General features: G+C 66.1%; 24 protein-coding genes. 16 read left to right on the plus strand and 8 right to left on the minus strand.

Annotation, left to right across the window (positions count from 1 at the left end):
* Positions 1-184: 184 nt before the first annotated feature.
* Genes E5Z01_RS13530 through E5Z01_RS13540 form a run of 3 tightly spaced genes read right to left on the minus strand, consistent with a single transcriptional unit; the run spans position 185 to position 2,835 of the window.
* Positions 185-1,315 (minus strand): LptA/OstA family protein, encoded by a 1,131-nt coding sequence (locus tag E5Z01_RS13530; RefSeq protein WP_135229849.1) that lies wholly within the window; start codon positions 1,313-1,315, stop codon positions 185-187.
* Between the two features lie 7 nt (positions 1,316-1,322).
* Positions 1,323-2,216, minus strand: coding sequence for an LptA/OstA family protein (locus E5Z01_RS13535; protein ID WP_135229850.1), 894 nt, complete (start codon positions 2,214-2,216; stop codon positions 1,323-1,325).
* A 16-nt stretch (positions 2,217-2,232) separates the two neighbouring features.
* Complete coding sequence (locus E5Z01_RS13540; protein WP_135229851.1) at positions 2,233-2,835, minus strand: hypothetical protein; 603 nt, start codon at positions 2,833-2,835, stop codon at positions 2,233-2,235.
* Positions 2,836-2,927: 92 nt separating this feature from the next.
* Between E5Z01_RS13540 and E5Z01_RS13545 the strand changes: the two genes are divergently transcribed.
* From E5Z01_RS13545 to E5Z01_RS13580, 8 genes are all read left to right on the plus strand, one after another.
* A complete protein-coding gene (locus tag E5Z01_RS13545; RefSeq protein ID WP_135229852.1) occupies positions 2,928-3,692 on the plus strand; it encodes a TatD family hydrolase in 765 nt (254 codons plus the stop codon).
* On the plus strand, positions 3,689-4,750 hold the full coding sequence (locus tag E5Z01_RS13550; protein ID WP_240738426.1) for a CaiB/BaiF CoA transferase family protein: 1,062 nt from the start codon (positions 3,689-3,691) through the stop codon (positions 4,748-4,750). Before E5Z01_RS13545 ends, E5Z01_RS13550 begins: the two co-directional genes overlap by 4 nt.
* 20 nt (positions 4,751-4,770) lie before the next feature.
* Positions 4,771-5,892 (plus strand): radical SAM protein, encoded by a 1,122-nt coding sequence (locus E5Z01_RS13555; protein WP_240738427.1) that lies wholly within the window; start codon positions 4,771-4,773, stop codon positions 5,890-5,892.
* Positions 5,893-6,116: 224 nt separating this feature from the next.
* Positions 6,117-8,117 carry a transketolase gene (tkt, locus tag E5Z01_RS13560; RefSeq protein WP_135229853.1) on the plus strand — a complete coding sequence of 667 codons (2,001 nt, stop codon included), beginning with the start codon at positions 6,117-6,119 and terminating at the stop codon, positions 8,115-8,117.
* 180 nt (positions 8,118-8,297) lie between these two features.
* A complete protein-coding gene (locus tag E5Z01_RS13565) occupies positions 8,298-8,594 on the plus strand; it encodes an Lrp/AsnC family transcriptional regulator (RefSeq protein WP_119764174.1) in 297 nt (98 codons plus the stop codon).
* A gap of 419 nt (positions 8,595-9,013) precedes the next feature.
* Positions 9,014-9,433: a hypothetical protein gene (locus E5Z01_RS13570; RefSeq protein WP_135229854.1), complete on the plus strand. Its 420-nt coding sequence runs from the start codon at positions 9,014-9,016 to the stop codon at positions 9,431-9,433.
* Positions 9,434-9,653: 220 nt separating this feature from the next.
* A complete protein-coding gene (gene gmk / locus E5Z01_RS13575) occupies positions 9,654-10,364 on the plus strand; it encodes a guanylate kinase (RefSeq protein ID WP_420810849.1) in 711 nt (236 codons plus the stop codon).
* Positions 10,365-10,366: 2 nt separating this feature from the next.
* Positions 10,367-10,885 (plus strand): macro domain-containing protein, encoded by a 519-nt coding sequence (locus tag E5Z01_RS13580; RefSeq protein ID WP_135229856.1) that lies wholly within the window; start codon positions 10,367-10,369, stop codon positions 10,883-10,885.
* On the opposite strand, the gene E5Z01_RS13585 is transcribed toward E5Z01_RS13580, so the two are convergent.
* The 3 genes from E5Z01_RS13585 to E5Z01_RS13595 are packed head-to-tail and all read right to left on the minus strand — an operon-like array spanning position 10,874 to position 12,891.
* Positions 10,874-11,740 carry a sulfurtransferase gene (locus tag E5Z01_RS13585; protein ID WP_135229857.1) on the minus strand — a complete coding sequence of 289 codons (867 nt, stop codon included), beginning with the start codon at positions 11,738-11,740 and terminating at the stop codon, positions 10,874-10,876. The genes E5Z01_RS13580 and E5Z01_RS13585 overlap by 12 nt on opposite strands.
* 28 nt (positions 11,741-11,768) lie before the next feature.
* On the minus strand, positions 11,769-12,026 hold the full coding sequence (locus E5Z01_RS13590) for a hypothetical protein (RefSeq protein WP_240738430.1): 258 nt from the start codon (positions 12,024-12,026) through the stop codon (positions 11,769-11,771).
* 4 nt (positions 12,027-12,030) lie between these two features.
* Positions 12,031-12,891, minus strand: a complete 861-nt coding sequence (locus tag E5Z01_RS13595) for a M23 family metallopeptidase (RefSeq protein WP_135229858.1) — start codon at positions 12,889-12,891, stop codon at positions 12,031-12,033.
* A gap of 103 nt (positions 12,892-12,994) precedes the next feature.
* Here E5Z01_RS13595 and truA point away from each other — a divergent pair, with 103 nt between their 5' ends.
* Positions 12,995-13,828, plus strand: a complete 834-nt coding sequence (gene truA, locus E5Z01_RS13600) for a tRNA pseudouridine(38-40) synthase TruA (protein ID WP_420810851.1) — start codon at positions 12,995-12,997, stop codon at positions 13,826-13,828.
* Positions 13,829-13,975: 147 nt separating this feature from the next.
* Complete coding sequence (locus E5Z01_RS13605) at positions 13,976-15,343, plus strand: 3' terminal RNA ribose 2'-O-methyltransferase Hen1 (protein WP_135229860.1); 1,368 nt, start codon at positions 13,976-13,978, stop codon at positions 15,341-15,343.
* A gap of 12 nt (positions 15,344-15,355) precedes the next feature.
* Here E5Z01_RS13605 and E5Z01_RS13610 read toward each other — a convergent pair whose 3' ends face one another.
* Complete coding sequence (locus E5Z01_RS13610) at positions 15,356-16,657, minus strand: hemolysin family protein (RefSeq protein WP_135229861.1); 1,302 nt, start codon at positions 16,655-16,657, stop codon at positions 15,356-15,358.
* Positions 16,658-16,859: 202 nt separating this feature from the next.
* On the opposite strand from E5Z01_RS13610, the gene odhB reads away from it, so the two are divergent.
* Positions 16,860-18,143 carry a 2-oxoglutarate dehydrogenase complex dihydrolipoyllysine-residue succinyltransferase gene (gene odhB / locus E5Z01_RS13615; protein WP_135229862.1) on the plus strand — a complete coding sequence of 428 codons (1,284 nt, stop codon included), beginning with the start codon at positions 16,860-16,862 and terminating at the stop codon, positions 18,141-18,143.
* Between the two features lie 61 nt (positions 18,144-18,204).
* Positions 18,205-18,918, plus strand: coding sequence for a GNAT family N-acetyltransferase (locus E5Z01_RS13620; protein WP_135229863.1), 714 nt, complete (start codon positions 18,205-18,207; stop codon positions 18,916-18,918).
* Positions 18,919-18,925: 7 nt separating this feature from the next.
* Here E5Z01_RS13620 and E5Z01_RS13625 read toward each other — a convergent pair whose 3' ends face one another.
* Complete coding sequence (locus tag E5Z01_RS13625) at positions 18,926-20,110, minus strand: glycine C-acetyltransferase (protein WP_135229864.1); 1,185 nt, start codon at positions 20,108-20,110, stop codon at positions 18,926-18,928.
* 203 nt (positions 20,111-20,313) lie between these two features.
* Between E5Z01_RS13625 and E5Z01_RS13630 the strand changes: the two genes are divergently transcribed.
* From E5Z01_RS13630 to tsaE, 4 genes are all read left to right on the plus strand, one after another.
* On the plus strand, positions 20,314-21,042 hold the full coding sequence (locus tag E5Z01_RS13630) for a roadblock/LC7 domain-containing protein (RefSeq protein WP_135229865.1): 729 nt from the start codon (positions 20,314-20,316) through the stop codon (positions 21,040-21,042).
* A gap of 35 nt (positions 21,043-21,077) precedes the next feature.
* The gene (locus E5Z01_RS13635) at positions 21,078-22,739 is read left to right on the plus strand and encodes a hypothetical protein (RefSeq protein ID WP_240738431.1); all 1,662 of its coding nucleotides are present in this window, start codon (positions 21,078-21,080) and stop codon (positions 22,737-22,739) included.
* Positions 22,740-22,788: 49 nt separating this feature from the next.
* Positions 22,789-24,777: a coiled-coil domain-containing protein gene (locus E5Z01_RS19570; RefSeq protein WP_167757923.1), complete on the plus strand. Its 1,989-nt coding sequence runs from the start codon at positions 22,789-22,791 to the stop codon at positions 24,775-24,777.
* Positions 24,778-24,945: 168 nt separating this feature from the next.
* Positions 24,946-25,398 carry a tRNA (adenosine(37)-N6)-threonylcarbamoyltransferase complex ATPase subunit type 1 TsaE gene (gene tsaE / locus E5Z01_RS13645; RefSeq protein WP_135229866.1) on the plus strand — a complete coding sequence of 151 codons (453 nt, stop codon included), beginning with the start codon at positions 24,946-24,948 and terminating at the stop codon, positions 25,396-25,398.
* Positions 25,399-25,403: the final 5 nt, after the last annotated feature.

Here is a 25,403-nt window from a genome sequence, read left to right on the forward strand (position 1 = left end):
TTGCCAGCGTGAGCGTTCGACGGGTCGCGTGGCAGCTCGGTACGCCTGTTCCAGCTCATCGGTCGTGCGGTGTGTGGTCAACTGGGCAGCTCGCATAGTTGATTATCACTTTAGTCCCGTATAAAGGCTTTACCCATAGCGCTGGCGGCCCGCAGTTGTGCGGGCCGCCAGACTTTTTTGGTTTCTATTTTTTCTCTTCTACAGGATCGGTGGTCGCTTCACCTGTATCCTCAAATTCTCCAGTGACGTTTCCGCCTTCGTCGGCCCTGGCCACCACATTGTTGGTGTCCAGGTCATAGAGGAGATACCCCTGAGTGAGCGTCAGGCTGTCATTGCCTTTGACACTTGTGGCGGGCTGCTCCAGCGTGCCGTAGAGGCGGGCGGTGTTGGTCGCGTCGTCGTACTGCACCCGGGGGGCCTTGCTGACGCGTCCCCCTTTGCTGGTCAGCACCACGTTCCCGATCAGGGTGGTGGTTTCCTCGTCCACGTTCACGTCGATTCGCTCACTGCTGCCCGACAGGGGGTCTTTCTCGTTGTCGCGCTTGAAGGTGATCGGGCCGTCAATGCGGGCCACCCCGTCGGTCTCGTCGTAAGTGAGCTTCTGTCCCTTGAGCTGCGTCTTCCCCTGCGTCACGAACACGGTGTCCGGCGCAGGGGTAGGAGCGACCTCCACCCCACACAGACTCAATTGATCCTTGGCGCCCTCGGGAGCAGCGTCCAGCAGCCGGGCTGTCCCAGCACTGGCTTCAATCTGTCCGTCACTGCCCTCTTCGCCGTCCTTGGCCGGTCGCTGGATTACCTGAGCCAGCGGGACGCGAATCACGTTCTTGTCGATCGTGATACGAATACCGCCGGCGCCCTGCTCGCTAAACACCCCTATGTTGGGCGTTCCTTCGGGGTCGTCGTCACGCGGGCCGCAGATGGTGTAGACCCCCGTGTCATCCTGCGTTCCGGTACGGATCACCAGAATGCGGCGCTCCTTGCCGTCCTTGCCGCTGCGGGTCAGGGCCATACAGGCCTGTTCCGAGCCTTCCACGCAGTTCCCGGCCTGCTCGTGCAGCGTGGGTTCGCCCGCCGCCTCGGTACTGGGTAGGCCAACACTGGAGGGCGCAGTATTCGCAGGTTCCGCGCTGGGTGTGGGGGCGGGAGCAAGCAACCCGGGCGTCGGCGTTTCCGTCGCCGGTGCCGGGGCGGGCGGGGCAGCCGGCAGGGGCGCCGCAGGAGCAGGGGCGGGCGCTTGGGCCGCTCCCCGGTACAGGCCAGCCCCGCCCAGCAGCAGCAGGGCCAGCAAAAGGGAGCGCGTGGGGCGAATCATCCTGGCCTTACTTTTCCTGGCTTAACTTGAACTGCTCGACAGGAATGGTGTATTTGCTGTTCTTCACGGAAACGCGTCCCAGATCCGTACGCTGCTCCAGGTAACCGCTGGCCGGCGCCCGCAGCGTCACCTTGCTCTTGCTGTCCACGCTGACGGCGTCCCCCACCACATAGGCCACGTCCTTCTTGTCATCGTAGTAAACGGCGTTGCCGGTGGTGGTCTGGGTACCCTGCACCAGTTTGACCTTGCCTTTCACATAAAGAACTTTGGTCTTGGTGATGGCGCGAACCTCGTCGCCACTGATGACCAGTTCCTTGCGGTTCCCTTTCGCCGCGCGGGTCAGGGTGGGTTTGCCGGTCATCTGCGCCAGTTCCTTATCCTCGTCGAAGATCAGTTTGTCGGCCTTGCCGGTCTGGTTGCCCTGTACCAGTTGCACGCCGCCGGTGCTGGTCGACACGTTGGTGTCCACGTCCAGGCTCATCTGCTGCGCCCGGATGTTCACCGGATCGCCGTCGTCCTTCTTTTCGGGCACGAAGGTGGCGCTGGCATTGCCGGTCAGCACGCCCTGACCCGTCACCTCGCTGTAGGCCAGCTTTTCGCCCTTGGCGCTCAGGCGGCCACGGCTGACGGTGACATTGCCAGTAAAGTCGGCCAGGCGCTTGCCTTCGGCTTGCAGGATGGGTGTCCCGGCAGGCGCCGTCATGACGCCCTTGTCAGATTTGATCTTCAGACTGCTGACCGTGGCAGCCACTCCACCCGTGAAATTCCAGGGGCCGTCGCGCAGGTTGGAGCCGGGGGCGGGGCTGGATTCGATCTTGATGACGCGTTTCCCGGCGGTCTGGGCCAGCACCGGAACGGAGGCCAGGGCCGCCAGCAGCAGGACAGATTTCTTGATGTTCATGGTGTCTCCTTGGGGGTCAGGACTTGACTCTCCGGCCATTCACGCAGCGTTCCTTGCTGTCCAGGTCGCCCAGGATAGTCATGCGAGGCTGGTTGAGAATGGTGGTTTCAAAATCCATCTGTAGGTTCTCGAATTTGACGTTCATGCCGGGCGCATCGAGCACGGTTCGGGGCGCACTGAACCCCACGCCCTGCTGAATTTTGACGGGGTTGCCAGCGTCTCCGATCATGTCGATGTCGGCGCAGCTTTTTACCAGGGTCATGCGGGCCTGCTCAGTCAGAATATCGTCCTGATTGTCGATTCTGAGGGTCTGGGTGCTGAGGGTGGCGTCCAGCTCCTCCTGCCCACTGTACTGACCCTGCGGGGTCTTGTGGCGCAGCAGGCGTTGCCCTCCGCCGAGATCGGTGAGGGTGGTGACGCCGGCAATAGGATCGTTGTTGACCCTGGCCGCGCTGAAACGCCACACGGCGTCCGGGTCGCGCATGGGGTACAGCGTCAGTTGCACGTCCTGAAGGTGCGCTCCGGTTTCGGCGTTGGTCTGGTCTTGCGTGGGCAGCACCGCGAAGATCAAGGCGAACGCCAGGAGGGCCAGCAGGAACGTTAAACCGACTTTCTGCACGCCGTGTACTTTACCGTCATGCTCTCATGAGAGTGATGGGGGCAGGCTGACCGGGGGTGAGGAGCGCCTGACGGCGTACCCTGGAGTGGCTGATGTTCGATACGCACACTCATCTGGATTACATCGACGACCCGGCCTCCACCCGCGCCGAACTGGGGTTGACGGGCATGGTCTGCATCGGCGCGAGCCTGCTGCACGCGCGAAACGCCGTGGCCCTGGCCGAGCAGTACGGGGACGTGTGGGCCACGGTGGGCCTGCACCCGACCGACACCGACGAGGACAGTGACGATGTGCGCGCCGGCATCGAGGCGCTGCTGGGCCACCCGCGTGTGGTGGGGGTGGGGGAGAGCGGCCTGGACGATTACTGGGACGACACCAGGCGAACCGCGCAGCTCCGCGCGTTCGAGTGGCAACTGGGCCTGGCGCGGCAGTCGGGCAAACCGCTGGTGATTCACACACGCGACAAGGCCGGGCAGGACTCGGCGCACCGGGGCGTCATGGACGTGCTGCGCCACTGGCCCGACGTGACGGTAATCCTGCACTGCTTCAGCGGCCACCCGGAGATGCTGCGCTTTGGCCTGGAGCGCGGTGCTTACTTCGGGTTCGCGGGGAACACCACCTATAAAAACGCCAAAGAAATTCAGGACGCGGCCAGAGCCGTGCCTCTGAATCAACTGCTGCTGGAAACGGACGCGCCCTTCCTGGCCCCGGTTCCCCGGCGCGGCAAACCCAACCGCCCCGGTTACGTGCGCTACACGCTGGAATTCATCGCGGCGCTGCGCGGGATGGACGCGGCCGAACTGGAGCGGGTGACCGACGCGAACGCCCGGCAGGTGTACCGGCTGGACGCAGGGTGACCGGGCTGGTAACTGGGCTGGCGGCAGGCTTACCGCTGGAAGGCGTGCGGGTCGCGGACTTCACGCGGGTGCTGACCGGGCCTTACTGCACCATGCTGCTGGGCGACCTGGGCGCGGACATCATCAAGGTGGAGCCGCCGCAGGGCGACGACACGCGGGCCTGGGGGCCACCGTACCAGCAGCGCGGCGAGGCGCGCGAAAGTTCATACTTCCTGAGCGTCAACCGCAACAAGCGCAGCGTCATCCTGGATCTGAAGAGCAGCGGGGACATGGAGGCGGCCCACGCCCTGATCGGCACGGCGGATATCCTGGTCGAGAACTTCAGGCCCGGCACGTTCGAGAAGCTGGGCCTGGGCTGGGAGGCGTTACACGCCCGCCACCCGCGCCTGATCTACGCCAGCATCAGTGGGTTTGGGCTGAGCGGGCCGTACCGCGACCGGGCCGGGTACGACGTGATTGCGCAGGGGCTGGGCGGCTTCATGAGTTACAACGGTGAGCAGGGCGGCCAGCCCCTGCGGGCCGGGGTGGCGGTGGCGGACGTGTTTGCTGGGGCACTGACCACCCAGGCGATTCTGGCGGCGCTGTATGGACGCGAAAAAACCGGGGTGGGGTGCCGGGTGGACGTGAACCTGCTGGAAGGCGTCATCTCGCTGGGCACCAACCAGGTCAGCCGTTACCTGACGGGCGGGCAGGTGCCGGCGCCGCAGGGCAACGAGCACGTCAGTATCGTCCCCTACGGCACGTTCGAGTGCGCCGACGGTCTGATCAACCTGGCCGTGGGCAACGACCACCTGTGGCGTAAATTCTGCGAGGCGCTGACGCTGACTGACCTGGCCGCAAACCCGCTGTACGACCTTCAGGAAGTCTTCGCCGACCCGCATGTGCAGGCCCGTAAGGTTGCCGTGACCGTTCCGCACGCCAGCCTGGGGGAAACGACCGTGACCTGCCCGCCCTGGCGCCTGAACGGCGAGGCCCCACCGGTTCGCCGCGCCCCACCCACCGCCGGGCAACACACGGCGGAGGTGCTGGCGGAACTGGGGTTCCGGCAAGGAAGCTGAAAGCGAGCTAGCATCGGCCGGTGGGCACATGGCGTTTACAACAGCAGGCGGACTCGTTCACGCTCAGCGAGGGGGGCAGCGAGCAGGTGCTGAGTTTCGACCGGGAAGGCCGCCTGCTCACCTGGTTTGTCCGGGGCGTCACCTACAAACGCGCCCTGAATTCGCGCCTGCTGGCCAGGCGGCGTGAGGGAGAGGTGCGCCTGCGCTGGGAAGTGCCAGAGGACGAAGTGCTGCTGGTGTTTGGCCGGATGCTAGGCGAGGTGAGGCACGCCGCGCAGGCCATCAAATCGCCACTGCCAGGGAAAGTTCTTGACTGGACGCCGGAAAAGCTCCTGGCCGAGCGGGAGCGTTTCGCCACCGCTTACGCGCCGGTGAGTATCCTGCCACCCGATCAGTATTTCGCGGTGGTGGTGCAGGCCACCCGCGGGTGCAGCTGGAACAAATGCACGTTCTGCACCTTCTACCGTGACCGGGCGTTTACCGTGCAGCCGCCCGCGGCCTTCGCCGCCCACCTGAATGCCGTGAAAACCCTGCTGGGCGAGGCCGCTTCCCTGCGCAAATCCATTTTTGTCGCGGACGGAAACGCGCTGATGCTGGCGAACCATAAGCTGTTGCCGCTGCTGGATATGGCAAAGGCCACCTTTCCTGGCCGCGACCTGCACGGCTTCCTTGACGTGAACACGGGCAGTCGCAAGAGCGTGCCGGACTGGCAGGAACTCCGCGAGGCAGGCGTGCGGCGGGTATACCTCGGTCTGGAAACCGGGCATGACCCGCTGCTGGCCTGGCTGAACAAACCCGGCAGCGCCGATCAGGCGGCAGAACTCATCACGGATCTCAAGGCGGCGGGCCTGAATGTCGGCCCCATCTTCATGACAGGCGTGGGCGGGCAGAAGTACGCCGAAAAGCACGTTCAGGACACCCTGACCCTGTTGCAACGCCTCCCCCTCAGTGCAGGCGATATCGTTTACCTCTCGCCCTTCGTGGAGCACGGCCCCTACGCGGAACTAGCGCGACAGGACGGCGTTTTGCCAATCTCTCCAGAGGACGTGGGCCAGCAGGAAGACCTGTTCCGGGGGCACCTGAAGGCCACACACCCAGGCGTGAAGGCAGCGCGCTACGACATCCAGGAATTCCTGTACTAGACCCAAAGTACAGATGAGTCGTAAGTCATGCGCGTCAGCCAAGAGGGCTCGAAGGTCAGGCAGGCTCTTCGCGGTGAGCGGCTCGTGCAGGCAAACCCAGGTCAATCTGGGGGAACCGTCACAGCTTGACCGAACGTGCTCTGACCGAACCCGGCCCTGAATTCCAAACGCCTCTGCGGGCAACCTGTTCTGGCCTCATGTCCGGCCCGGTACACTAGGCAGGTATGAGCGAAAACACGCCCCAGAATGTTGAGCAACTGAGCGTCAACACCATTCGCACGCTGGCCATCGATGCTGTGCAGGCCGCGAATTCGGGCCACCCCGGCGCACCGCTGGGCGCGGCCCCCATGGCCTACGTGGTGTGGCAGAAGTTCCTGCGCTTCAACCCCCAGCATCCCGAGTGGCCGGCCCGTGACCGTTTCGTGCTGTCGGCGGGGCACGCCAGCATGCTGATTTACAGCCTTCTGCACCTGACGGGTTACCCGGAGATGACGCTGGACGACCTGAAGAACTTCCGCCAGTGGGGATACCACACGCCCGGTCACCCGGAGTTTTTCCACACCAAGGGGCTGGACGCCACGACCGGGCCGCTGGGTCAGGGGGCGGCCATGACGGTGGGCATGGCGATGGCCGAGCAGTTCCTGGCCGCGAAGTACAACCGCGAGGGCTTCCCAATTTTCGACAATTACACGTACTCCATCCTGGGAGACGGTGACCTTCAGGAAGGCATCAACCACGAGTCGGCGGCGCTGGCCGGGCACCTGAAGCTGGGCAAATTGATCTGGCTGCACGACGACAACAGCGTGCAACTGGACACCGCGACCCTCAAGGCCGAGTCCGAGGACACCGCCGCCCGCTTCCGCGCTTATGGCTGGGAAGTGCTGCGCGTGCAGGACGGCAACAACCTCGCCGAAATCGAAGCGGCGGTGCAGCAGGCGCAGGCGAACAAGGATCAGCCCACCCTGATTCAGGTCAAAACCGTGATCGGCTTCGGCAGTCCCCGCGCGGGCACCAGCAAGGCGCATGGCGAACCGCTGGGCGAGGAAGGCGTGGCCGAAACGAAGAAAGCCCTGGGCTGGGAGTACCCGCCCTTTACCGTGCCGGACGAAGTTCGCCAGCACATGGACGCCGCGCAGCGCGGCCAGGGCTTCGAGGACGCCTGGAACAAGCTGATGGACGAGTACCGCGCCAGCTTCCCCGAACTGGGGAAAGAAGTGGACGCCGTGCTGGCCCGCGAAGTGCCCGCCAACCTGGCCGAAATCCTGCCGAGTTACGAGGTGGGCGGCAAGGCCATGGCGACCCGCAACGCCAGCGGCGAAGTCATCAACGCGCTGGCCAAAGTCCTTCCCACGCTGATGGGCGGCAGTGCCGACCTGTCCGGCAGCACCAAGACCACCATCAAGGACGGCGGCGAGTTCCTGCCCGGCAGTTACCAGGGCCGCAACGTGTACTTCGGCGTGCGCGAGTTCGGCATGGCGGCGGCCGGGAACGGCCTGAGCCTGTACGGCGGCGTGCGCCCGCTGGTCGGCACCTTCGCGGTCTTCGCGGATTACCTGAAACCCGCCTTCCGCCTCTCGGCCATTCAGATGCAACCCGTCACTTACGTCCTCACGCACGACAGCATCGGTCTGGGCGAGGACGGCCCCACCCACCAGCCCGTCGATCAGCTCGCCATGCTGCGCAGCGTACCGGGCGCTCACGTGATCCGCCCCGCCGACGCCAACGAAACCGCCGCCGCCTGGGCCATGGCCCTGGAGTACGAGAAAGGCCCCACCGCGCTGATCCTGTCCCGCCAGGACTTGCCGATCCTGCCGCGCAACCACGCCGGCGTGAAGAAAGGCGCTTACGTCGTGAAGGACACCGACAGCACCAGTGGAGAGGGGGCTCAGGTCATCCTGATCGCCAGCGGCTCCGAGGTTTCCCTGGCGCTGGACAGCGCCGACGCACTGGCCCGGGAAGGCGTGAACGCCCGCGTGGTGTCCATGCCGTGCATGGAAGTGTTCAGGGCGCAGGATCAGGCGTACCGCGACAGCGTGCTGACGCCGGGCACCAAACGCGTCGCCATCGAGGCGCTGGCCAAGATGCCCTGGTACGAGTGGGTCGGGTCGGGCGGCGCCATTATCGGCATGGACACCTTCGGGGCCAGTGCGCCGGCCAAAGTCCTGTTCGAGAAATTCGGCTTCAGCGTCGAGAACGTCGTCAAGACCGTCAAAGGCATTCTGTAAAGCGAAGGCCGCCAGGCAACGCCCACCTGAGCCAGTACGGCAGGTGGGCGTTTCTGTGGGCCCAATCTCAGAAAGGTAGACGCCGGGCATAGATCACGTGGCCGCATGGTGAGGGGCGATGGCTAGGGCACTTGGGGCAGAGGCGGTGCAGGGCGGGGCGCCGGGCGTCACAATGCGGGTATGGTCACGGCAATCGTCATGGTTCAGGCAGAACGGCATTCCATTCCGGAAACGGCTATGGAGCTCGCCACGGTGCCCGGTGTGCGCGAGGTGTACAGCGTCACGGGCGAGTGGGACATCGTGGCTGTGCTGCGATTTGCCCAGTACGAAGATCTGGACGATATCGTGACGGGTCACCTGCGCCACATTCAGGGAATTCTGAAAACACAGACCATGCTGGCCTTCCGCACTTACAACGAGGAAGTGCTGGATCAAGGCTTTGGCGTGGGCCTCGATGAAAGTCAGACGCAACCCTGAAGAAGACCGGGGCTGTCTTTCTTTTTTAACCACGCCAGAGTGCTTCGGCGTGGTTTTTTCATGCCTGGTACAGATGGTTTGCACAGTCGGGTGCAAGAAGCCGTTCATTCTGTGCAACTTCCGATGAAAGGAAGTGGCGAAAGGCTGTTTTTCTGACCGTCGCCCCTCTGGTAATGGCGAGATTACCGTCTCCTTGAGGGTGATGGGCAGTCTGCAAGGCTGCTGGCCCGTTTGCTGACAGCCGAAGACCTTTTTGATATAGGGAGACCCATTCGGCACAGGGCGGCACAGGATTATCAATTTGCGTTGACCGCAGTCTTTTGCCGCAAGCGAGACAGGTAAACAGTAGATCTCTATAAGAGATCGCCTTCGTTTATTATTTGGGGTAAACTAAGCTCCATTTTGAAGGAGGATCATTGATGACATACCGCAAACTTAGTGAACAGGTGCAGGAACTCGGCAATCCGCAGCGCAGCGACGCCTTCGTGAAACGTTTCCGTGACGCCGTGCGTGAAGGCACATTCGATGCCATAAACCTGACTGAGCGTTTCACCATGCCCAAGCAGTACAACCGCCGTGGTGAGCAGGGACAGTACCAGCGCGACTCCAAGGACATGCTGTTCGAGGTGACGCCCGCCTTTACCAAGTGGTTCGACGCGGTGAACGAGGAACTGGCCGCCTCGCGCCGCTCTGCCCGCGTAAAGCCCAGCCTGGAAGCCGTGGAATCCGGCGCAGTGGACTTCAAGGAACTGGCCGCCGAGACGCGCCGCAAAATGCAGGCCAGCTACGAGAAAGGCCAGGCCCTGGGCAAAAGCCGCGCCAAGACCCGCAAGAAATAAACTTCCGGCCCACTTGAAACCGGAGTTGTCCGGCGGCTGAACCTCCAGAAAAGCGCTGGAGGTTTCTTCATTTTCTGACGTCCGGTTCTGCGGGCTTTTCTCTTCGCTCGCCCCTGGCCTTCGGCTCGCTGCCATCTGGTCTGACGGGGGCGCTCCGCTACGGGCTATCCTTTTTTCTTCACCCTTTTCGTGGTGCAGTCCGGCGGGTATGCTGCTGGGAATGATGTCTGACCCCACTTCCCCACCTCCTTCAAACGTGCCGCGTGGCCTGCTGATCGTGATTACCGGGGCGTCCGGCGTGGGCAAAGGCACCCTGCGGGAGAAATGGCTGGCCGGGCAGGACGTGTTCTACAGCACGTCGTGGACGACCCGGGAACCGCGCGAGGGCGAAATGAATGGGCGCGAATACGTGTTCGTCACGCCCCAGGAGTTTCTGGACAAGGCCCGCCAGGACGGTTTTCTGGAGCACGCGCAGTTTGTGGGGAACCACTACGGCACGCCCATCGAACCCATCGAAGAGGCCCTGGCCCGGGGTCAGGACGTCGTGCTGGAAATCGAGGTGGAGGGAGCCATGCAGGTGCAAGAACGCCTGGGCGACGAGGCGATTCTGGTGTTCATCATGCCGCCCAGCCTGACCGAGCTCCGCCGCCGCCTGACCGGGCGGGCCACCGAAACGCCCGAGCGCATCGAGAAACGCCTGACCCGCGCCGTGGGCGAGATCCGCGAAGCGCACAAGTTCCGGTACGTGGTGGTGAACGACGACCTGGAGCGGGCCGCCCAGGAAATGCTGGCGGTGCAGCACGCCGAGCGGGCCGCCCGGAAAGCGCCGGATCAGTGGACGCCCGAGGATCACGCGGCCTCGCGGGCGGCGCAGCGCGTTCACAGCCGCAACCTGAGTTCTGCCGATCTGGAACAGGTGGTGAACAGCTAAGGATGCCGCTGGAACTGGTTCAGGGCGACATTGCGCACCAACCCGTGGACGCCGTGGTGACTGCCGCGAACAGGCAGCTGATGGGCGGGGGTGGGGTGGACGGCGTAATTCACCGCGCCGCCGGGCCGGAACTGTTGCGGGCCATCCGGCAGCTGGGGGGCACGCCCACGGGGACGGCGGTCATCACGCCCGCTTTTCAGCTGAGCGAACGGGGCAACCGCTTCGTGATTCACGCGGTCGGCCCGGTGTGGCGCGGTGGGCAACACGGGGAAGCGCCGCTGCTGGCAGGCGCCTATCGCCACAGCCTGCAACTCGCGGCGGACAACGGCTGCCAATCCATCGCGTTTCCGTCCATCAGCACGGGCGTGTACGGTTACCCGGTGCAGCAGGCCGCGCCAGTCGCCCTGAACACCGTGCTGGAGTTCCTGCAAGAACACCCCGCGCTGCGGGTGCGCCTGGTGCTGTATGACGCGGGCACCCTGAGCGTGTTTCAGCGGGCCTTGAAGCAGTTAAAGTCGTAATGACGGCTGGTCACCCATCGCCAGACCCCTGGAGTCGTCGCTGATCCAGTCGCTCCACGAGCCGGGGTAGAGGCGGTTGTGCGGCCCCAGCGGCACGCCGGCCAGTTCGCGGGCCAGCAGGTTGGGCGTGGCGCTGACACCACTGCCGCAGTAGGCGATGGTGGGCGCGGCCCCGGCGTCCAGGTGAGCACGCAGCTCCTCCACCTTCCGGTAGGTGCCGTCGGGGTTCAGGGCGCCGCCAAAGGGGCGGTTCACGGCGCCGGGAATGTGTCCGGCCTTGCGGTCCAGGGGTTCGGTCTCGCCGCTGTAGCGGTTGGGGGCGCGGGAGTCGATCAGCAGCACGTCCGCGGCGCGGTGTTGAACGTCGTGAGCCTCGGCCACCATGTCCGGTTGCACGTCAGGCGTGAAGGTCGTGGGGGCGTGCTCGGGTTCTGCGGTGCTGATTGATCCGCCCGCCCGCAGGTAAGCGGGCCAGCCGCCGTCCAGCACGTACACTTCGCGGTGACCTAGCCAGCGCAGCAGCCACCAGGCGCGCGAGGCATAAAAATCCCCGCCCGCCGCGTGATCCGCGTAACACACCACCACACTGTCATTTCCGATGCCCACCTGGCCCAGCCAGGCCGCAAAGTCCTGCGCGTCGGGCAACGGGTGTCTGCCGCCGACGCCGTTTTCCTGTACCGGGCCACTTAAATCCGTTTCCAGATCGGCGTAAATGGCTCCGGGGACGTGGCCTTCCAGGTACGCGATGCGGCCCAGCAGAGGGTCGCTCAGGGCGTAGCGGCAGTCCAGCACGCGCAATTGGGGGTCGTTCAGGTGCGCGGTGAGCCACTCGGCACTTTTCAGCGGGGAGGTCATGCTCCAGGGTACGCCACACGCGCGCCGGTCAGGGACGGGCCTCCAGCACCGTGAACACCCAGTGCTTCGCCCCATCCGGCACAGGCAGGGATGGGGGTTCACCCGCCCAGCGACTGGCGATCAGGGCCAGCTGCGGTTGCGCGGGACTGGACAGCAATTCCGCGCCTCGAAAACCCGCCTGGCTGGGCAGGGCGTCCAGCACACCTCGCAGCACCTGGACGGCGTCCGGGCCGCTTAATTCCACGTACCATACGGAGGCCACCCTCTCCACGTGCTGATCAGCCATGGGCTTAATCGTAAAGGCTCATGGGATTTTTGGGGTTCCAGCGCATGTAGGTGCCGTAATGCAAATGAGTGCCGGTGCTGTGCCCGGTGTTGCCCACCCGGCCCACGGGCTGGCCCTGCCGCACCAGCTCGCCCGCTTTCACGAGGTTCTGGCTGAGGTGGGCGTAGCGGGTAATCCAGCCGTCCGGATGCTCCAGCACGACCGTCCAACCCCAGCCGCGCTCGAAGTCGGCGCGGGATTCCAGCACGCGACCACTGCGGGGCGCCAGCACCGGCGTGCCGTGCGGCGCGACGATGTCCACGCCGTAATGCATGGCGCTGTCGCCGTCCAGTTCACGTTCGCCGAAACCGCTGCTGACCCTGTGATAGCCGGGCACCGGCCACAGCCAGTCCTGGCTGGCACCGCGGGCAGGGTCGACGCGCACGCCCGCGGTGCGAATAACCGGCTTGCTGGTCGCCCGCACGCGCGCCGGCTGGCCCACCCCGGCGGCGACCTGCTGCCCCGGAATGGTGATGACCGCGCCAGCCCAGACGTTTTTGCCGCTCCTGTACACGGGGTTGGCGTGCAGAAGCTGGGCGAGCTTCAGGTTGAACTTGTGGGCGATGGTGGTCAGGTTTTCCCCGGCTTTCACGTGGTACTTCTGGCCGGGCGTGTGCCGGTTGGGCAGTTGAATGATCCCGCCGATCTTCACGACGCTGCTGCTTTTCAGGCTGGGGTTCACGGCGCGAATCTGCGAGACGCTGACGCCGGCCCGCGCGGCAATGCCGATCAGGGTGTCGCCGGTTTTGACGCGGTAGGGGGTGGCGGCCAGGCTGGAGCTGCCCAGCGTCAAGGCCAGGAGCAAGGGGGTTATGGAAGCCCTCATGGGAGACTCAGCATAAACATTCCATGAAGGGAAAGGGAAGAGGCAAAGTGGGGAAATTCACGGTTTGAAACAGCCTTTTTCTGTGCAGGGCAGATGCGCTAGGCTGGGTTCCGTGCCGGACTTAGTTGAACGTCAAATCTATACTCCGCCGCCCGGGTTTCGTCGGCTGCACCTGCGGGTGGCCTGGGACGGGCGGGACTTCGCGGGGTGGCAGGCGCAGCGCCACGCCCCCAGCGTGCAGGACACCCTGCAAGCGGCGCTGGGCCAGCTGGGCGGCGTTCAGGCTTTCCGTGCCGTGGCGGCCGGGCGCACCGACGCCGGCGTTCATGCCGAGGACATGCCGCTGCACTGGGACGTTCCCGCCGCTTTCCGATTGCCGGTGGAGAAACTGGCCCGCGCCCTGAATGCCCACCTGCCGCCCAGCGTGGCGGTGCTGGACGCGCAGCCCGCCCCGCCGGACTTTCACGCCCGCTTCTCGTGCACCGGGCGGCGTTACGTTTACCGCCTGCTGGTCTCGCCGCAGCGCCACCCGCTGCACCAGGGCCGCGCCCTGCATGTGGTCACGCCGCTGGACGCCGCGGCCATGAACAGCGCCGCTCGCCTGCTGGTCGGCACGCACGATTTCGCGGCGTTCGCCACCCAGGAAGACCGGCAGACCATGCGTGAACTGCGCCGGCTGGAGGTGCACCCCGGCCTGCTGGTGTGGGACATTCACGTTCACGGCGAGAGTTTCCTGCGCCACATGGTGCGCGGCCTGGTCGGCACACTGCTGCTGGTGGGGCAGGGCAAACTGAAGCCGGCCGACGTGCAGGCCGTCCTGGCCTCGCGCCAGCGGGCCCAGGCCGGCGCGAACGTGGCCCCGCACGGCCTGTATTTCGCCGGGGCCGAGTACGGCCTGCGCCAGAAAGCGGATGGCCCGAACCAGACCATTGGGTGAAGCGGCTTCCGTCTGTTTCGTCAACAAACCGGCACCTCACCGGTTTGTCGACTCCACGCCCGGAACCCGCCCTGCTCCCACTCGCTTCGCTCGGACTGAATCACTTCGTAGGTGATTCAATCGGAGTCCATATAACCTGTCAGCAAGATGCTGCTGACCCTCTCGACCACGCACCAGCCGGCCACCGACCTGGGCTTCGTGCTGATGAAACATCCGGAGCGCGTGCTGGAACGCGAACTGCCGTTCGGGAAGGCCACGGTGTTCTATCCGGAAGCCTCGGCGAGGCGCTGCACGGTGGCCCTGCTGCTGGAGGTCGACCCGGTGGCCCTGTCGCGCACCACGCGCGCGGCCGAGGGGAAGCCGCTGGAACCGTACGTGAACGACCGGCCCTACGCGGCGGGCAGTTTCCTGGCGGTGGCGCTGCGCGACGCTTTCGGCACTGCCATGACCGGGACCAGCCGGGAGCGGCCGGAACTGGCAGACACGCCCCTGGCGCTGAGCGTGGAGGTGCCGTGCATCGCCGCGCGTGGCCCGGCAGACCTGCCCGGGCGCCTGTTCGGGCCGCTGGGATACGCGGTGCAGACCGAGGCCATTCCCCTCGACCCGCTGTACCCGGAGTGGGGCGAGCGGCCTTACCTGAAGTTGCGGCTGTCCGGTACGGTGAAAGTCGCGCACCTGCTGAAACACCTGTATGTGCTGCTGCCCGTGCTGGACGGAAGGAAGCACTACTACCTGAACGACACCGAGGTGGACAAGCTGCTGCGCCACGGCGAAGGTTGGCTGGACACCCACCCGGAGCGCGGACTCATCGCGGCCCGTTACCTGCGCTTCCGCGAACTGGTGCGCCAGGCCACCCCCCACTTCACGGTTCAGGAGGAGACGGTTCAGGACGGGGAACAGGCGGCCGGGCCACCGGAAACTGGGCTGCGCCTGCACGAGGAAAGGCTGGACGCGGTGGCGCAGCTGCTCAGGGACAGCGGGGCCAGGCGCGTCCTCGACCTGGGGTGCGGCGAGGGCAAACTGCTGCGCCGCCTGCTGCCCGCGCCGCAGTTCCGTGAACTGGTGGGCCTGGACATCAGCGCCCGGACCCTGGAAATCGCCGCCGAAAACCTGAAATTGCAGGAACGCCCGGAGTTAAGTGAGCGTGTAAAACTTCTGCACGGCAGCCTGGCTTACCCGGACTCGCGCCTGAAAGGCTTCGACGCCGCCGCGCTGGTCGAGGTGATCGAGCACCTGGAACCGCACCGGCTGGACGCCCTGAGCGCCAACCTGTTCGGGTTCGCCCGGCCCGCCACGGTCGTGCTGACCACACCGAACGCCGAGTACAACGAAACTTTCGAGAACCCGCGCGACCTGCGCCACCATGACCACCGCTTCGAGTGGACTCGCGCCGAGTTTCAGGCCTGGGCCACCGCTGCCGCCGGGAAGTACGGGTACGGCGTGCGTTTCGGGCCGCTGGGCGACGTTCACCCGGAGTACGGCCCGATCACGCAGATGGCAGTGTTTACCCGCTGAAGGAGGCCCAGCCTACCCCGCGCGGCCGTCCTGCACGATGAACCCGGCAGGCGGCTGAATCAGCAGCCGGTCCACGCGCGGGCCGTCCATGTCCATGACCTCAATGCGCCACTCGCCGACCTCCAGGCTGGAACCCACCTGCGGAAAGTCCCCGAACACGTGCAGAACGTAGCCGGCGACCGTGCTGAAGTCCTCGCGCTCCAGGGCAGGCAGCGGCAGCACCTCACGCAGTTCGTGCATGGGCAGGCCGCCGTCCACCAGGTAACTGCCGTCGTCGCGGCGCACGATCTCGTCCATGCCGGGTTCGGTGACTTCCACGCCGGCCATGTTCGAGAGCAGGTCGGCGATGCTGAGGACGCCGCTGAAGTCGCCGTACTCGTCCACGACCACGGCCAGGCGCTGGTGGCCTTCCTCTTCCATACGTTTCAGGGCGTCCTCGGCCCAGGCCGACTCGGGCAGGTACAGGGCGGGGTTCACGTATTCACTGAGGGGTTGGCCCTCGTGAACGGCGCGCAGAATTTCCTTGACCGACACCTGCCCGATGATGTCGTCCTGATCGCCGCGCACAGCGTACACGCTGTGATCGGTACTCAGCACCAGCGGCACGATGTCGCTCATGGGCGTGTTCACACTGAGGGTGATGGCGTCGGTGCGCGGGGTCATCAGGTCGCGCACGCGGCGGTCATTGAAGCGCAGCACCGAGGCGATGCGTTCCTGCTCGGCGTCCTCCAGACTGCCACTCTCGGCGGCCTGCTTGACGATGGCTTTCACGTCCTCCTCGGTAATCACCTCGGGCGCTTCGCCGCGCATGCCCAGCAGCGCCAGCAGGCCGCGGGTGGTCACCTCCAGCAGCCACACCACGGGCCGGGCCACCACGCTCAGGCCTGAGAAGAACGGCGCGACCCGGGCCGCCAGCCCTTCGGGGTCACGCAGCGCAATGCTTTTGGGCGCCAGTTCGCCCAGCACCAGCGACAGGAACGTGACCAGCAAAACGACGGCGATGTTCGCCACGGTGCGCGAGGCGTCGCCCACCAGCGGCCGGAACAGCGGCTCCACGTAACCGGTCAGGTTTTCACCTGCGAACACCGCGCTGATGGTACCGATCAGGGTAATGCCGATCTGCACGGTCGCCAGAAACGCCCCGGGCCGCTCGCTGAGCCGCACGGCGGACGCCGCGCCCCGGTTGCCGTTCGCCGCCGCTGACTCCAGCCGCGAACGCCGGGAAGACACCACCCCCAGCTCGGACGCGGAGAAAAAACCGTTGATGATCAGCAGCACGATGAGAATGCCGAATTCCAGCCAGGGATTACCCACACAGAGCAGTGTAAAGGCTGGCCTTGACGACAGGGCGGAGTCCATAGAACCGCTTAACCTCCTCCTGAAACGTTCCTGTGACAGAAGAACCGCCCCGGTCACCGCCTCGTTGTCGGCTTCCTGCTGGAATTGTTGGCGTGGCCCGGTGGTGTGGGTGTGCCCCCAGCAGTCACAGCCCTGGGCGGGGTAGAATTACGGGGTTATGGCGGAAATCAAGGTTCCTGTATTCAGTGAGTCAGTCAGCGAAGGGACGCTGCTGACGTGGCACAAGAAGCCCGGCGAAGCCGTCAAGCGCGGCGAGGTGCTGGCCGAGATCGAGACCGACAAGGTGGTGCTGGAAGTCACGGCGCTGCAAGACGGCGTGCTGCAGAGCATTGCCAAGCAGGAAGGCGACACGGTGCTCAGCGAGGAAGTGCTGGGCGTCGTGGGCGAGGGAACGGGCGCCGCCCCGACCGCCGCCGCAGCCGCCACCACAGCCCCAGCCGGCACGCCGGCCACCGACCTGACGGCCGGCCCTGTCCCGACCGAGCAGAGCGCCGGGGGCACGGCCACCCACCCCGACGACCTGACGCGCGCGCCCGCCACCGAGCGCCGTGAAGACCTGTCGCCCGCCGTGCGTAAGATCATCACCGAGAAGGGCCTGAACCCCGGCGAAGTGCCTGCCACCGGCCCCAGGGGCAACATCACGAAAGCGGACGCGATGGGCGCCACCGCACCTGCGGCGGCTGCCCAGGCGACTCCCGCGGCCTCCAGCATTCAGCCCGCCGCCACCGTGCCCGCTGGGGCCCGCCCAGAGCAACGCGTACCCATGACGCGTATTCGCGCCCGCATCGCCGAACGCCTGAAGGAAGTGCAGAACACCGCCGCGCTGCTGACCACCTTCAACGAAGTGAACATGCAGCCCAGCATGGACTTGCGCAAGAAATACCAGGATCAGTTCGTGAAGAAGCACGGCGTGAAACTGGGCTTCATGAGCCTGTTCGTGCGCGCCGCCACCGAGGCCCTGAAGGCCTTCCCAGTCGTGAACGCCAGCGTGGACGGCAAGGAAGTCATTTACCACGGGTACTACGACGTGGGCATTGCCGTCGCTTCGGACCGTGGCCTGGTGGTGCCGATCCTGCGTGACACCGACGGGATGGGCCTGGCCGACATCGAGAAGGCCATTGCTGCCTACGCCGAGAAGGCCCGCAGCGGCAAGCTGACCATGGAGGACATGGCGGGCGGCACCTTCAGCATCACCAACGGCGGGACGTTCGGCAGCATGATGAGCACGCCCATCATCAACGCGCCGCAAAGCGCCATTCTGGGCATGCACAACATCATCGAGCGGCCCATCGCGCAAAACGGCCAGGTCGTGATTGCCCCGATGATGTACATCGCCCTGTCCTACGACCACCGCATCATCGACGGCAAGGAAGCGGTGCAGTTCCTGGTCATGGTGAAGAACCTGCTCGAAGACCCGGCCCGTTTGCTGCTTGACCTGTAAGCCGAATCCACAGGGAGCGGTCAGCCTTCAGCGGCTGGCCGTTTTCTTTTACGCTGGGCACGTGAATGTCCTGGAACTGATGCGGATGCAGGCCCGAACGCTGTACGAAGTGGATGAACAGCAGCGCCTACGCCGCGTTCCCGACCTGACCGCTCCCCAGACCGAATGGGAGCAGGCCCCACGTTTCTTTCTGGGCCGCACGCCAGCCGGAAACATCTGGCATGTCCGACATGACCTGCCCAGTGACCTCATGAATAAGCTGGACGCGCTGGGCCGCACCGAAACCCCGCTGCAAGCCGGTTCGGAACCCGGCCTGGCCGCGCAGGTTCGGGCGCTGCTGGGTGGGGGAGAGGAGTGGCGCGGCCCGGCATATCTGCTGCCCGCACAAGCCGGCATAGGGCAAACTGGAACAGGGCAGGCCTTAGAGATAACTCTGGAGACCGCGCACCTGCTTCTGCCGAACTTTCCCGGAACGGCAGAACGCGCCCGCAAAGGCCACAACGGCCCTTTTACGGCGGTGATCGAGCACGGGCAGGCGGTGGCGGTGTGTTCCAGCGTGCGCCAGAGCGGTGCCGCAGCCGAGGCGGGCGTGTTCACCCTGGAAGGGTGGCGGGGCCAGGGGTACGCCGCGCAGGTGACCGCCCTGTGGGCGAATCTGGTGCGGGCACAGGGCCGGCTGCCGCTCTACAGCACCAGCTGGGAGAACACCGCATCGCAGGCCATGGCGCACAGACTGAACGGGCAGTGGTTCGGGGAGGACTGGTCGATTAAATAGTGCCCAGCTAAATAGTGCCCAGCGCCTTCCCGACTTTCCCATAGGCTGCCAGCGCCTTTTCCAGGTCTTCTCTGGTGTGTTCGGCGGTGACGATGTTGCGGATGCGGGCCTGGCCCCGGGGCACGGTGGGGAAGCCCAGGCCCACGGCGAAAATGCCTTCGCGGAACAGTTGCCGGCTGGCCTCGAAGGCGGTTTCGGTTTCTCCGAACAGCACGGGCGTAATGGGCGTCTGGCTGCCCATGATGTCGAAGCCCAGGGTTTGCAGTTCGGCCTTGAAAAAGCGGGTGTTGTCCCACAGCCGCTCCATGAAACTGGGGTCGCTCTGCACCAGTTGCAGCGCGGCAGACAGGGCACCGACCACGGCGGGCGGCTGCGCGGTGGAAAACAGGTAAGGGCGGGCGCGGTTGATCAGGAGTTGCCGCAGATCGTGGTGGCCCGCCGCGTACCCGCCGACCACTCCCCAGGCTTTGCTGAGCGTGCCGACCTGAATCACGTCGTCGGCGTGGTCGAAACCGAAGTGGTGCACGGTGCCGCGCCCGGCCTCGCCCAGTACGCCAGACCCGTGCGCGTCGTCCACGTAGGTCACTGCACCGTACTTGCGAGCAATGGTGACGATCTCGTCCAGTCTGGCGATGTCGCCGTCCATGCTGAACACGCCGTCCGTGACGACCAGTTTCAGGCCGTCGGTGTCGTTTTCCTGCAGCACGCGCTCCAGATCCTGCATGTCGGCGTGCTTGAACACCTTCTTGGTGGCTTTCGCCAGGCGCAACCCGTCAATGATGCTGGCGTGGTTCAGTTCGTCGCTGACGACCAGATCGCCGTCTTTCAGCAGGGTGCCCAGTACGCCCTGGTTGGTGGTGAAGCCGCTTTGCAGCACCAGGGCGCTGCCGGTGTGCTTGAACTGGGCCAGTTGCTCCTCGAAGTCCTCGTGGATGCGCAGGGTGCCGGCGATGGTACGCACCGCCCCGGCCCCCGCGCCCCACTGGCGCAGGTACGCTTCGGCTTTCTCCTTCAGGGCGGGGTGGTCGGCGAACCCCAGATAATTGTTGCTGGCGAGGTTCACGACCTGCTGGCCGTCCACGCTGGTGCGGGCGCGGTTGGCCTGATCGAGCACGCGCGGGTGAATAAGCAGCCCGGAATCTTTCAGGCCGGTCAGTTCCGCCTGAAGCCGCTGGGACAGAGAAGTGGTCATGTTTCCAGTCTACGGTCAAGGTGGAGGGGCAACCGTCTGGCGGGCACAGCGCGCTCAGGCCGGGAAAACGCCTGGCGGGCCGACCTGCAACAAAAATGTAAGTCGGGACTTTTATAATCCCGTCAGGTTCCTGCCGTCTCGACCGGACGGCGTAGCACCCAAACGCGCAGTGCCCGATTGCGCCCCCTCCCGCAAGGACTCCCATGACTAATCCGGTTTACAACTTGATCGCTCAGGCCCTGACAGGCAGCGTGTCCTCCAGGGCCGCCGAGACCATGCTTCAGGCCGCCATGAAGGAAGCGGGGCTGTCCGCCGATTCGGTGACGCCCGCCGACATGCAAGACCTCCTGAACGGGCCGCTGCTGACGCGCCTGAGTGCCGCGCTGCCGCCCCAGCGTGCCCGCGAGGAAGTCACGCTGATTTCCCGGCAACTGGAGCGCAAGTACCCCAAGGCCCCCACGCTGTTCACGGACGTGGGGTCGCTGGCCGCCTGGGACGACACCATCATCTCGCCCATCAACCCGGTGCACGACGGCTTCGAACTTTCGGAGGACGATTTCGAGTTCGACGATCCGGATTTCGGCGGAACGCTGGAGCAGCGGGCCTTCGACCTGAACAGCGAGAAGGGCCAGGAGGAGTTGATTCAGCACCTGGGACGCATGCAGGGCGTGCAGAGCGTCATGATTTCCAGCCGCGCCGGGCAGGTGCTGAAGTTCAAGGCCATGCGTGACCCCAAGGGGCTAGGCAGCGTCATGACCGCTACGGCCCTGCTGTTTCAGAAACGGCAGCTGAAGCTGATGTCGGTGGATCTGGGGGCCCAGACAGTGTGTATGCGCCCGCTGGGGCCGTATAGCGTGGCGGTGGTGGCCGGCGCGCAGGTGAACGTGGGCCGCCTGCTGGCGGAGTTGCAGCAGGTCGAGGCGAGCGCGTGAGCCCAGGGCGGATGGGTGCGGCGCGGGGAGGTGCAGTGCAGCTGAGTACGGTGCAGGTGGGTGCAGCCCGGGCAGGCGTGCTGGCCCTGATGCTGGCCCTGAGTGCAGCAGGAACGGCCTCGGCCCAGAACCTCACGGCCTATAGCCGCCTGGCGCAGCAACTCGACGCGGCGGCGGCGGGGGCCGGCCAGGATTCGCTGGCCACCCTGAAGCAACTGGACGCCGCGCAGGCGGCCCTGAGCGAGTTGCAACCCACCCTCAGCAGTACCAAGTTGAGCGCGGCCTTGCAGGACACCCTGAATGCCGTTCGTGCCGCGCAGGCCCGCACGCCGGCAGAGTTGCAGGCGCAGGTGCAACTGGCGCGCGGCCTGATGCGCAAGGCGCTGTACGACCAGACCATGAACCTGCTGGCGACCACGCCGGCCAACGGAAGCGATCACCTGAAGCTGCTGGCCCGTGAACTGGACGTCGAGCCTGCCAGCGTGCAGACGGATGTGCAGGCCGGGCACCTGAACCGCGCGGCGTGGAAATTGCAGCAGTCCGCGACCGCGAAACTTCAGGCGGCGCTGGGAAGCGTGCAGGTCCAGCAATCGGGCGCGGCCTACCTGAACCTGGCGCGCGCGGCCGGCTGGTTCACGGTGGTGCAGGACGCAGCCCGCAGCGTCGACCCGCCTCTGAAACCCGAGCAGTTCAGCCTGGCGCTGACCCAGCTCTCGGGCGGGCAACTCGGGGAGCTTCAGGGCAGCCTGCGCAGCCTACGGGGCGGTGTGGCGGCCCTGAGCACTTCACTGAAGACCCCCGCTGCACAGACGGACAGCCCGGTGAAGGGGGTCGTCAACAGCAGCAAGCCGCCCGTCAGCGTGCCCCCGGTCACGCCCCCAGCCAAGCCTTCCCCGGCCACCCCTCCTGCGGCCACCCCAGGGGCGAATACAGGGGCGGCCACCGCGGCAAGTCTGCCCAGAACGGCGGGAGCCGACGCCGCCTATGCCAGCCTGGGCCGGGCGCTCTCGGCCACCACGCGTGCCGATCTGCCCGCCACCCGCCGCGCCCTGCAGGACGCCCTGACTGCCCTGACCAAAGCCCCCGCCGCCCTGAGGGGCGCGCCGGGCTACGGCGCCCTGGTGCAGCGCGTTAAGTTCATGGCCGGGCGCGCGGCCCTGCGGCCCGCCGACGTGCAGGCGCTGATCGGTGACCTGAGCACCCTGGAGGCGAGGCAGGCTGGCAAATCAGGGTCGGTCATGACGGCCCTGGCCAGCGGCACGGCCCTGGCGCTGGGCGGTGGGGTACGGGCCATGCTGGCGCTGCTGCTGGCGCTGGCGTGCGCCGCACCACTGTATCTGCTGAACCTGGCTTTCGGGGGCAAGAACCCTTTCTGGCGGGCCATCAGCGCGGCGCTGCTGCTGCTGCTGCTGCCCACCCTGGCCGAGGGTCTGCTGGGTTTCCTGGGCTGGCTGGGCGATACTCTGAACGTGCCCTTCCTGCGCGGCCTGCTGGCCCTGACGCCGGGCCAGAGTGCCTTCGGGGTACCGCTGCGTATGCTGGTCACCGCGCTGGCGCTGGGCCTGGCCACCTACGGTTTCCGGGGCCTGTGCGTGCAGTTCGGGCTGCTGGGGGGCCGCCGGCCCGCCGGCCCACGCCCGGCGCCGAAACCCAAGCAGCCTGACCAGACCAGTTTCGACTGGGACGAGGAACTCTGATGCCCATATCCCTCTTTGCCGCGCCTCACCGCCCTGAAGGGAGGCCCACATGATTCCGCAACCGCTCTACAAGATTCCCGTGAAGTTGCTGGGAGACCTGGCGTCCTCACGCGCGCTGGAAAAGGTGCTGCAAGACGCCGCCAGTTCACGCGGCCTGGCGCTGGAGTCGCTGGACGCCGACACGCTGGAAGACATCCTGAAAAAGGACGTGTACCGCCGCCTGCAACACACCGTGCCCGCCGTCCTGGCGAAAAAACGCGTCATGGAGGTGCTGAAGGAACTTCACAGCGTTCCCGAACCCGCGCCGCTGCGCACCACCGAGGTTCGGCTGGTGAACGACCCGGTGGCGCTGCTGGAAGAGAAAGCCAAGAAGTTCAACCTGTACTTCGACTGGCCGGAAACCCAGCGCCTGCGCAGCATCCTGGGGATCGCCAAGACTGAAGGCGCCGCCGGGCGCAGCGTGGAGTCGCTGGTGCAGGAAGGCAGCGGCCTGCTGGAGCAGATGGAACGCCGCCTGCAGGAGGGCCTGGTCGAGCAGGCGCAGGACCTGGCCGAGCTGAAAGCCACCTTCGGGCGCGTGCAGGGCATGGGCGGGCGCGACGTCAAGCGGTTGGAGAACCTGATCGGGCAGATCGACGAGGCGCAGGAGCAGGGCACGCTGCTGCCCGGTGAGGTGGAACGCGCCCGCAACATCACCTTCAAGCTGCGCAAGAGCCTGGAAAGCAGCGTGGTGGAGAGTGTCACCAGCGCGCAGGGGGTTCCGGACGCGGTCATTCAGGCCGAGGTGCAGGCGCGCGTGCAGGCGCTGGAACTGGAGCACGTCACGCGCCAGTTGGCCGACATTCAGCGTGATCACGCGGCGCTGCTGCGCGCCCGCCCCGACCTGAACGCCCAGAACGAGGAACTGCGGGCCCGCGTGAGCCTGGGCAGCGTGGCGGTGGAAGCCGTGCAGGACTGGCGCGCCGCCCTGGACGCGGCGCACCAGGACACCCTGGCGCAGCAACGCCAGGAACTCACGGCGCTGGAAGCGCAACTGGACGCCCTGCCCGACAGTACTGCCGGGCACGAGGTGCGCGTCACGCTGGACGTGGCGAGGCTGACCTTGCAGGAAGGCAGCCTGGCCACCGATGAACTGCTTGAACTGCGCGGCACCCTGAACGTGCTGGAGCACTCGCCGGAACTGGCGGCCCGCATCATGGAGCACCAGCGCGAACTGGCCGAGCTGGAACGCACCGCCCGCGAGGTGCCGGGCGCGGAGGAGGAACTGCGCCGCTCCATTACCGAGGCCCGCGAGGTGCTGGCCCGTGGGCAGGACGCCGAACTGGGGCCGCTGTGGGCAGTGCTGGAACGCTTCATGGGCGAGGCCGCGCAGCAACGCGAGAACTTCGACGCGCGGGCCGACCACGTGATCCGCGAGTACGACAGTGTGCGCTCGCTGGCCGGCGAAACCATTCAGCGCCTGGGCCGCCTGGCCGAAGCCCTGCGTGCGCAGCGCCGCCTGGGGCCGATGAGCGCCCAGGCCCGTGAACGCTACGCCCTGAGCCTCACCGACGCCGAGGCGCTGCTGGCTGAGGCCCGCGCCGAGTACCAGGCCGCGCAGGAAGTCACCGCGACTTTCGGGCAAGACGCCCTGAGTGACCTGCTGGACGTGTTCAACCTGGGCAGCGAGATCGGCGGGGACGCGGGAGGCACCAGCACAGGCGCGGGCGCAGGCAGCAGCTTCCTGGGGGACGTGCCCGCAATGTCCGGGGCAGGGGTAGCAGTGTCCGGGGCAGCAGCGTCCGAACCACGCGCGGAGACCTGGCTGATCGAGGACGGCCACCTGGCCCATGGGCCGGAAACGGCGACCATCACGGGGCTGCTGAGCCTGCTCGCGCAGGCCGACACGCTGGGCCTGCACCGCCTGGACATGGGGGATCAGACGCACGTGTGGTCGGCGCGGGCCGCCGGGCCACGCGGCTGGCGGGTGGCGCGCGCCCTGACCTGGGATGACCTGGACGCCGGAGCGGGCCGCTGGCTCGACACCGGGGAGGCCTGATACGCACGGCGTCCAATTCCAGAGGATTGCAGAAAAGCATTCCAATCCTTTTCCATCTCTGCTTCGCCGCTGTGCCAGTCCCGCAGCGCGTATTTTTTGCTTCTCCTTCCAGTCGGGTGATATCGCCGGGAAGCAGCGATATCACCGCAGTTGGTATGAGTCGGCCGCGTGAGCTTGCCCCTGAACCTGCCGCTGAACACGGGTGAAACGCGCCTGCTGCGCGGCCTGGAAGAGCAGCAGGCGCTGGGCGCGGCCTTTGCGCTGGCCCTGCCGACCGGCGCCCTGCTGTTTCTGGAAGGCGAGCTGGGCGCGGGCAAAACGTCGTTTACGCAGGGGCTGGTCGGCGCCCTGGGCTTCCGTGACAGTGTGACCAGTCCCACCTACGCGCTGATGCACGTGTACCCCACCGCGCAGGGACAGGTGCTGCACGTGGACGCCTACCGCGTGCGCGACGTGGGCGAACTGTACGACATGGATCTGGACGACCTGATCTCGGGCAGTCGCCTGAGTGTCGTCGAGTGGGGCGAGGGACTGTACGCCGATTACCAGCCCGCCCCCATCCTACGTTTCGCGCACGTGGACGGCCAGCCGGAAGTGCGCGAGGTCACGCGAATCCGCTGACCTTT

The organism is Deinococcus fonticola, assembly GCF_004634215.1.
In the GTDB taxonomy this organism is placed as follows: domain Bacteria; phylum Deinococcota; class Deinococci; order Deinococcales; family Deinococcaceae; genus Deinococcus; species Deinococcus fonticola.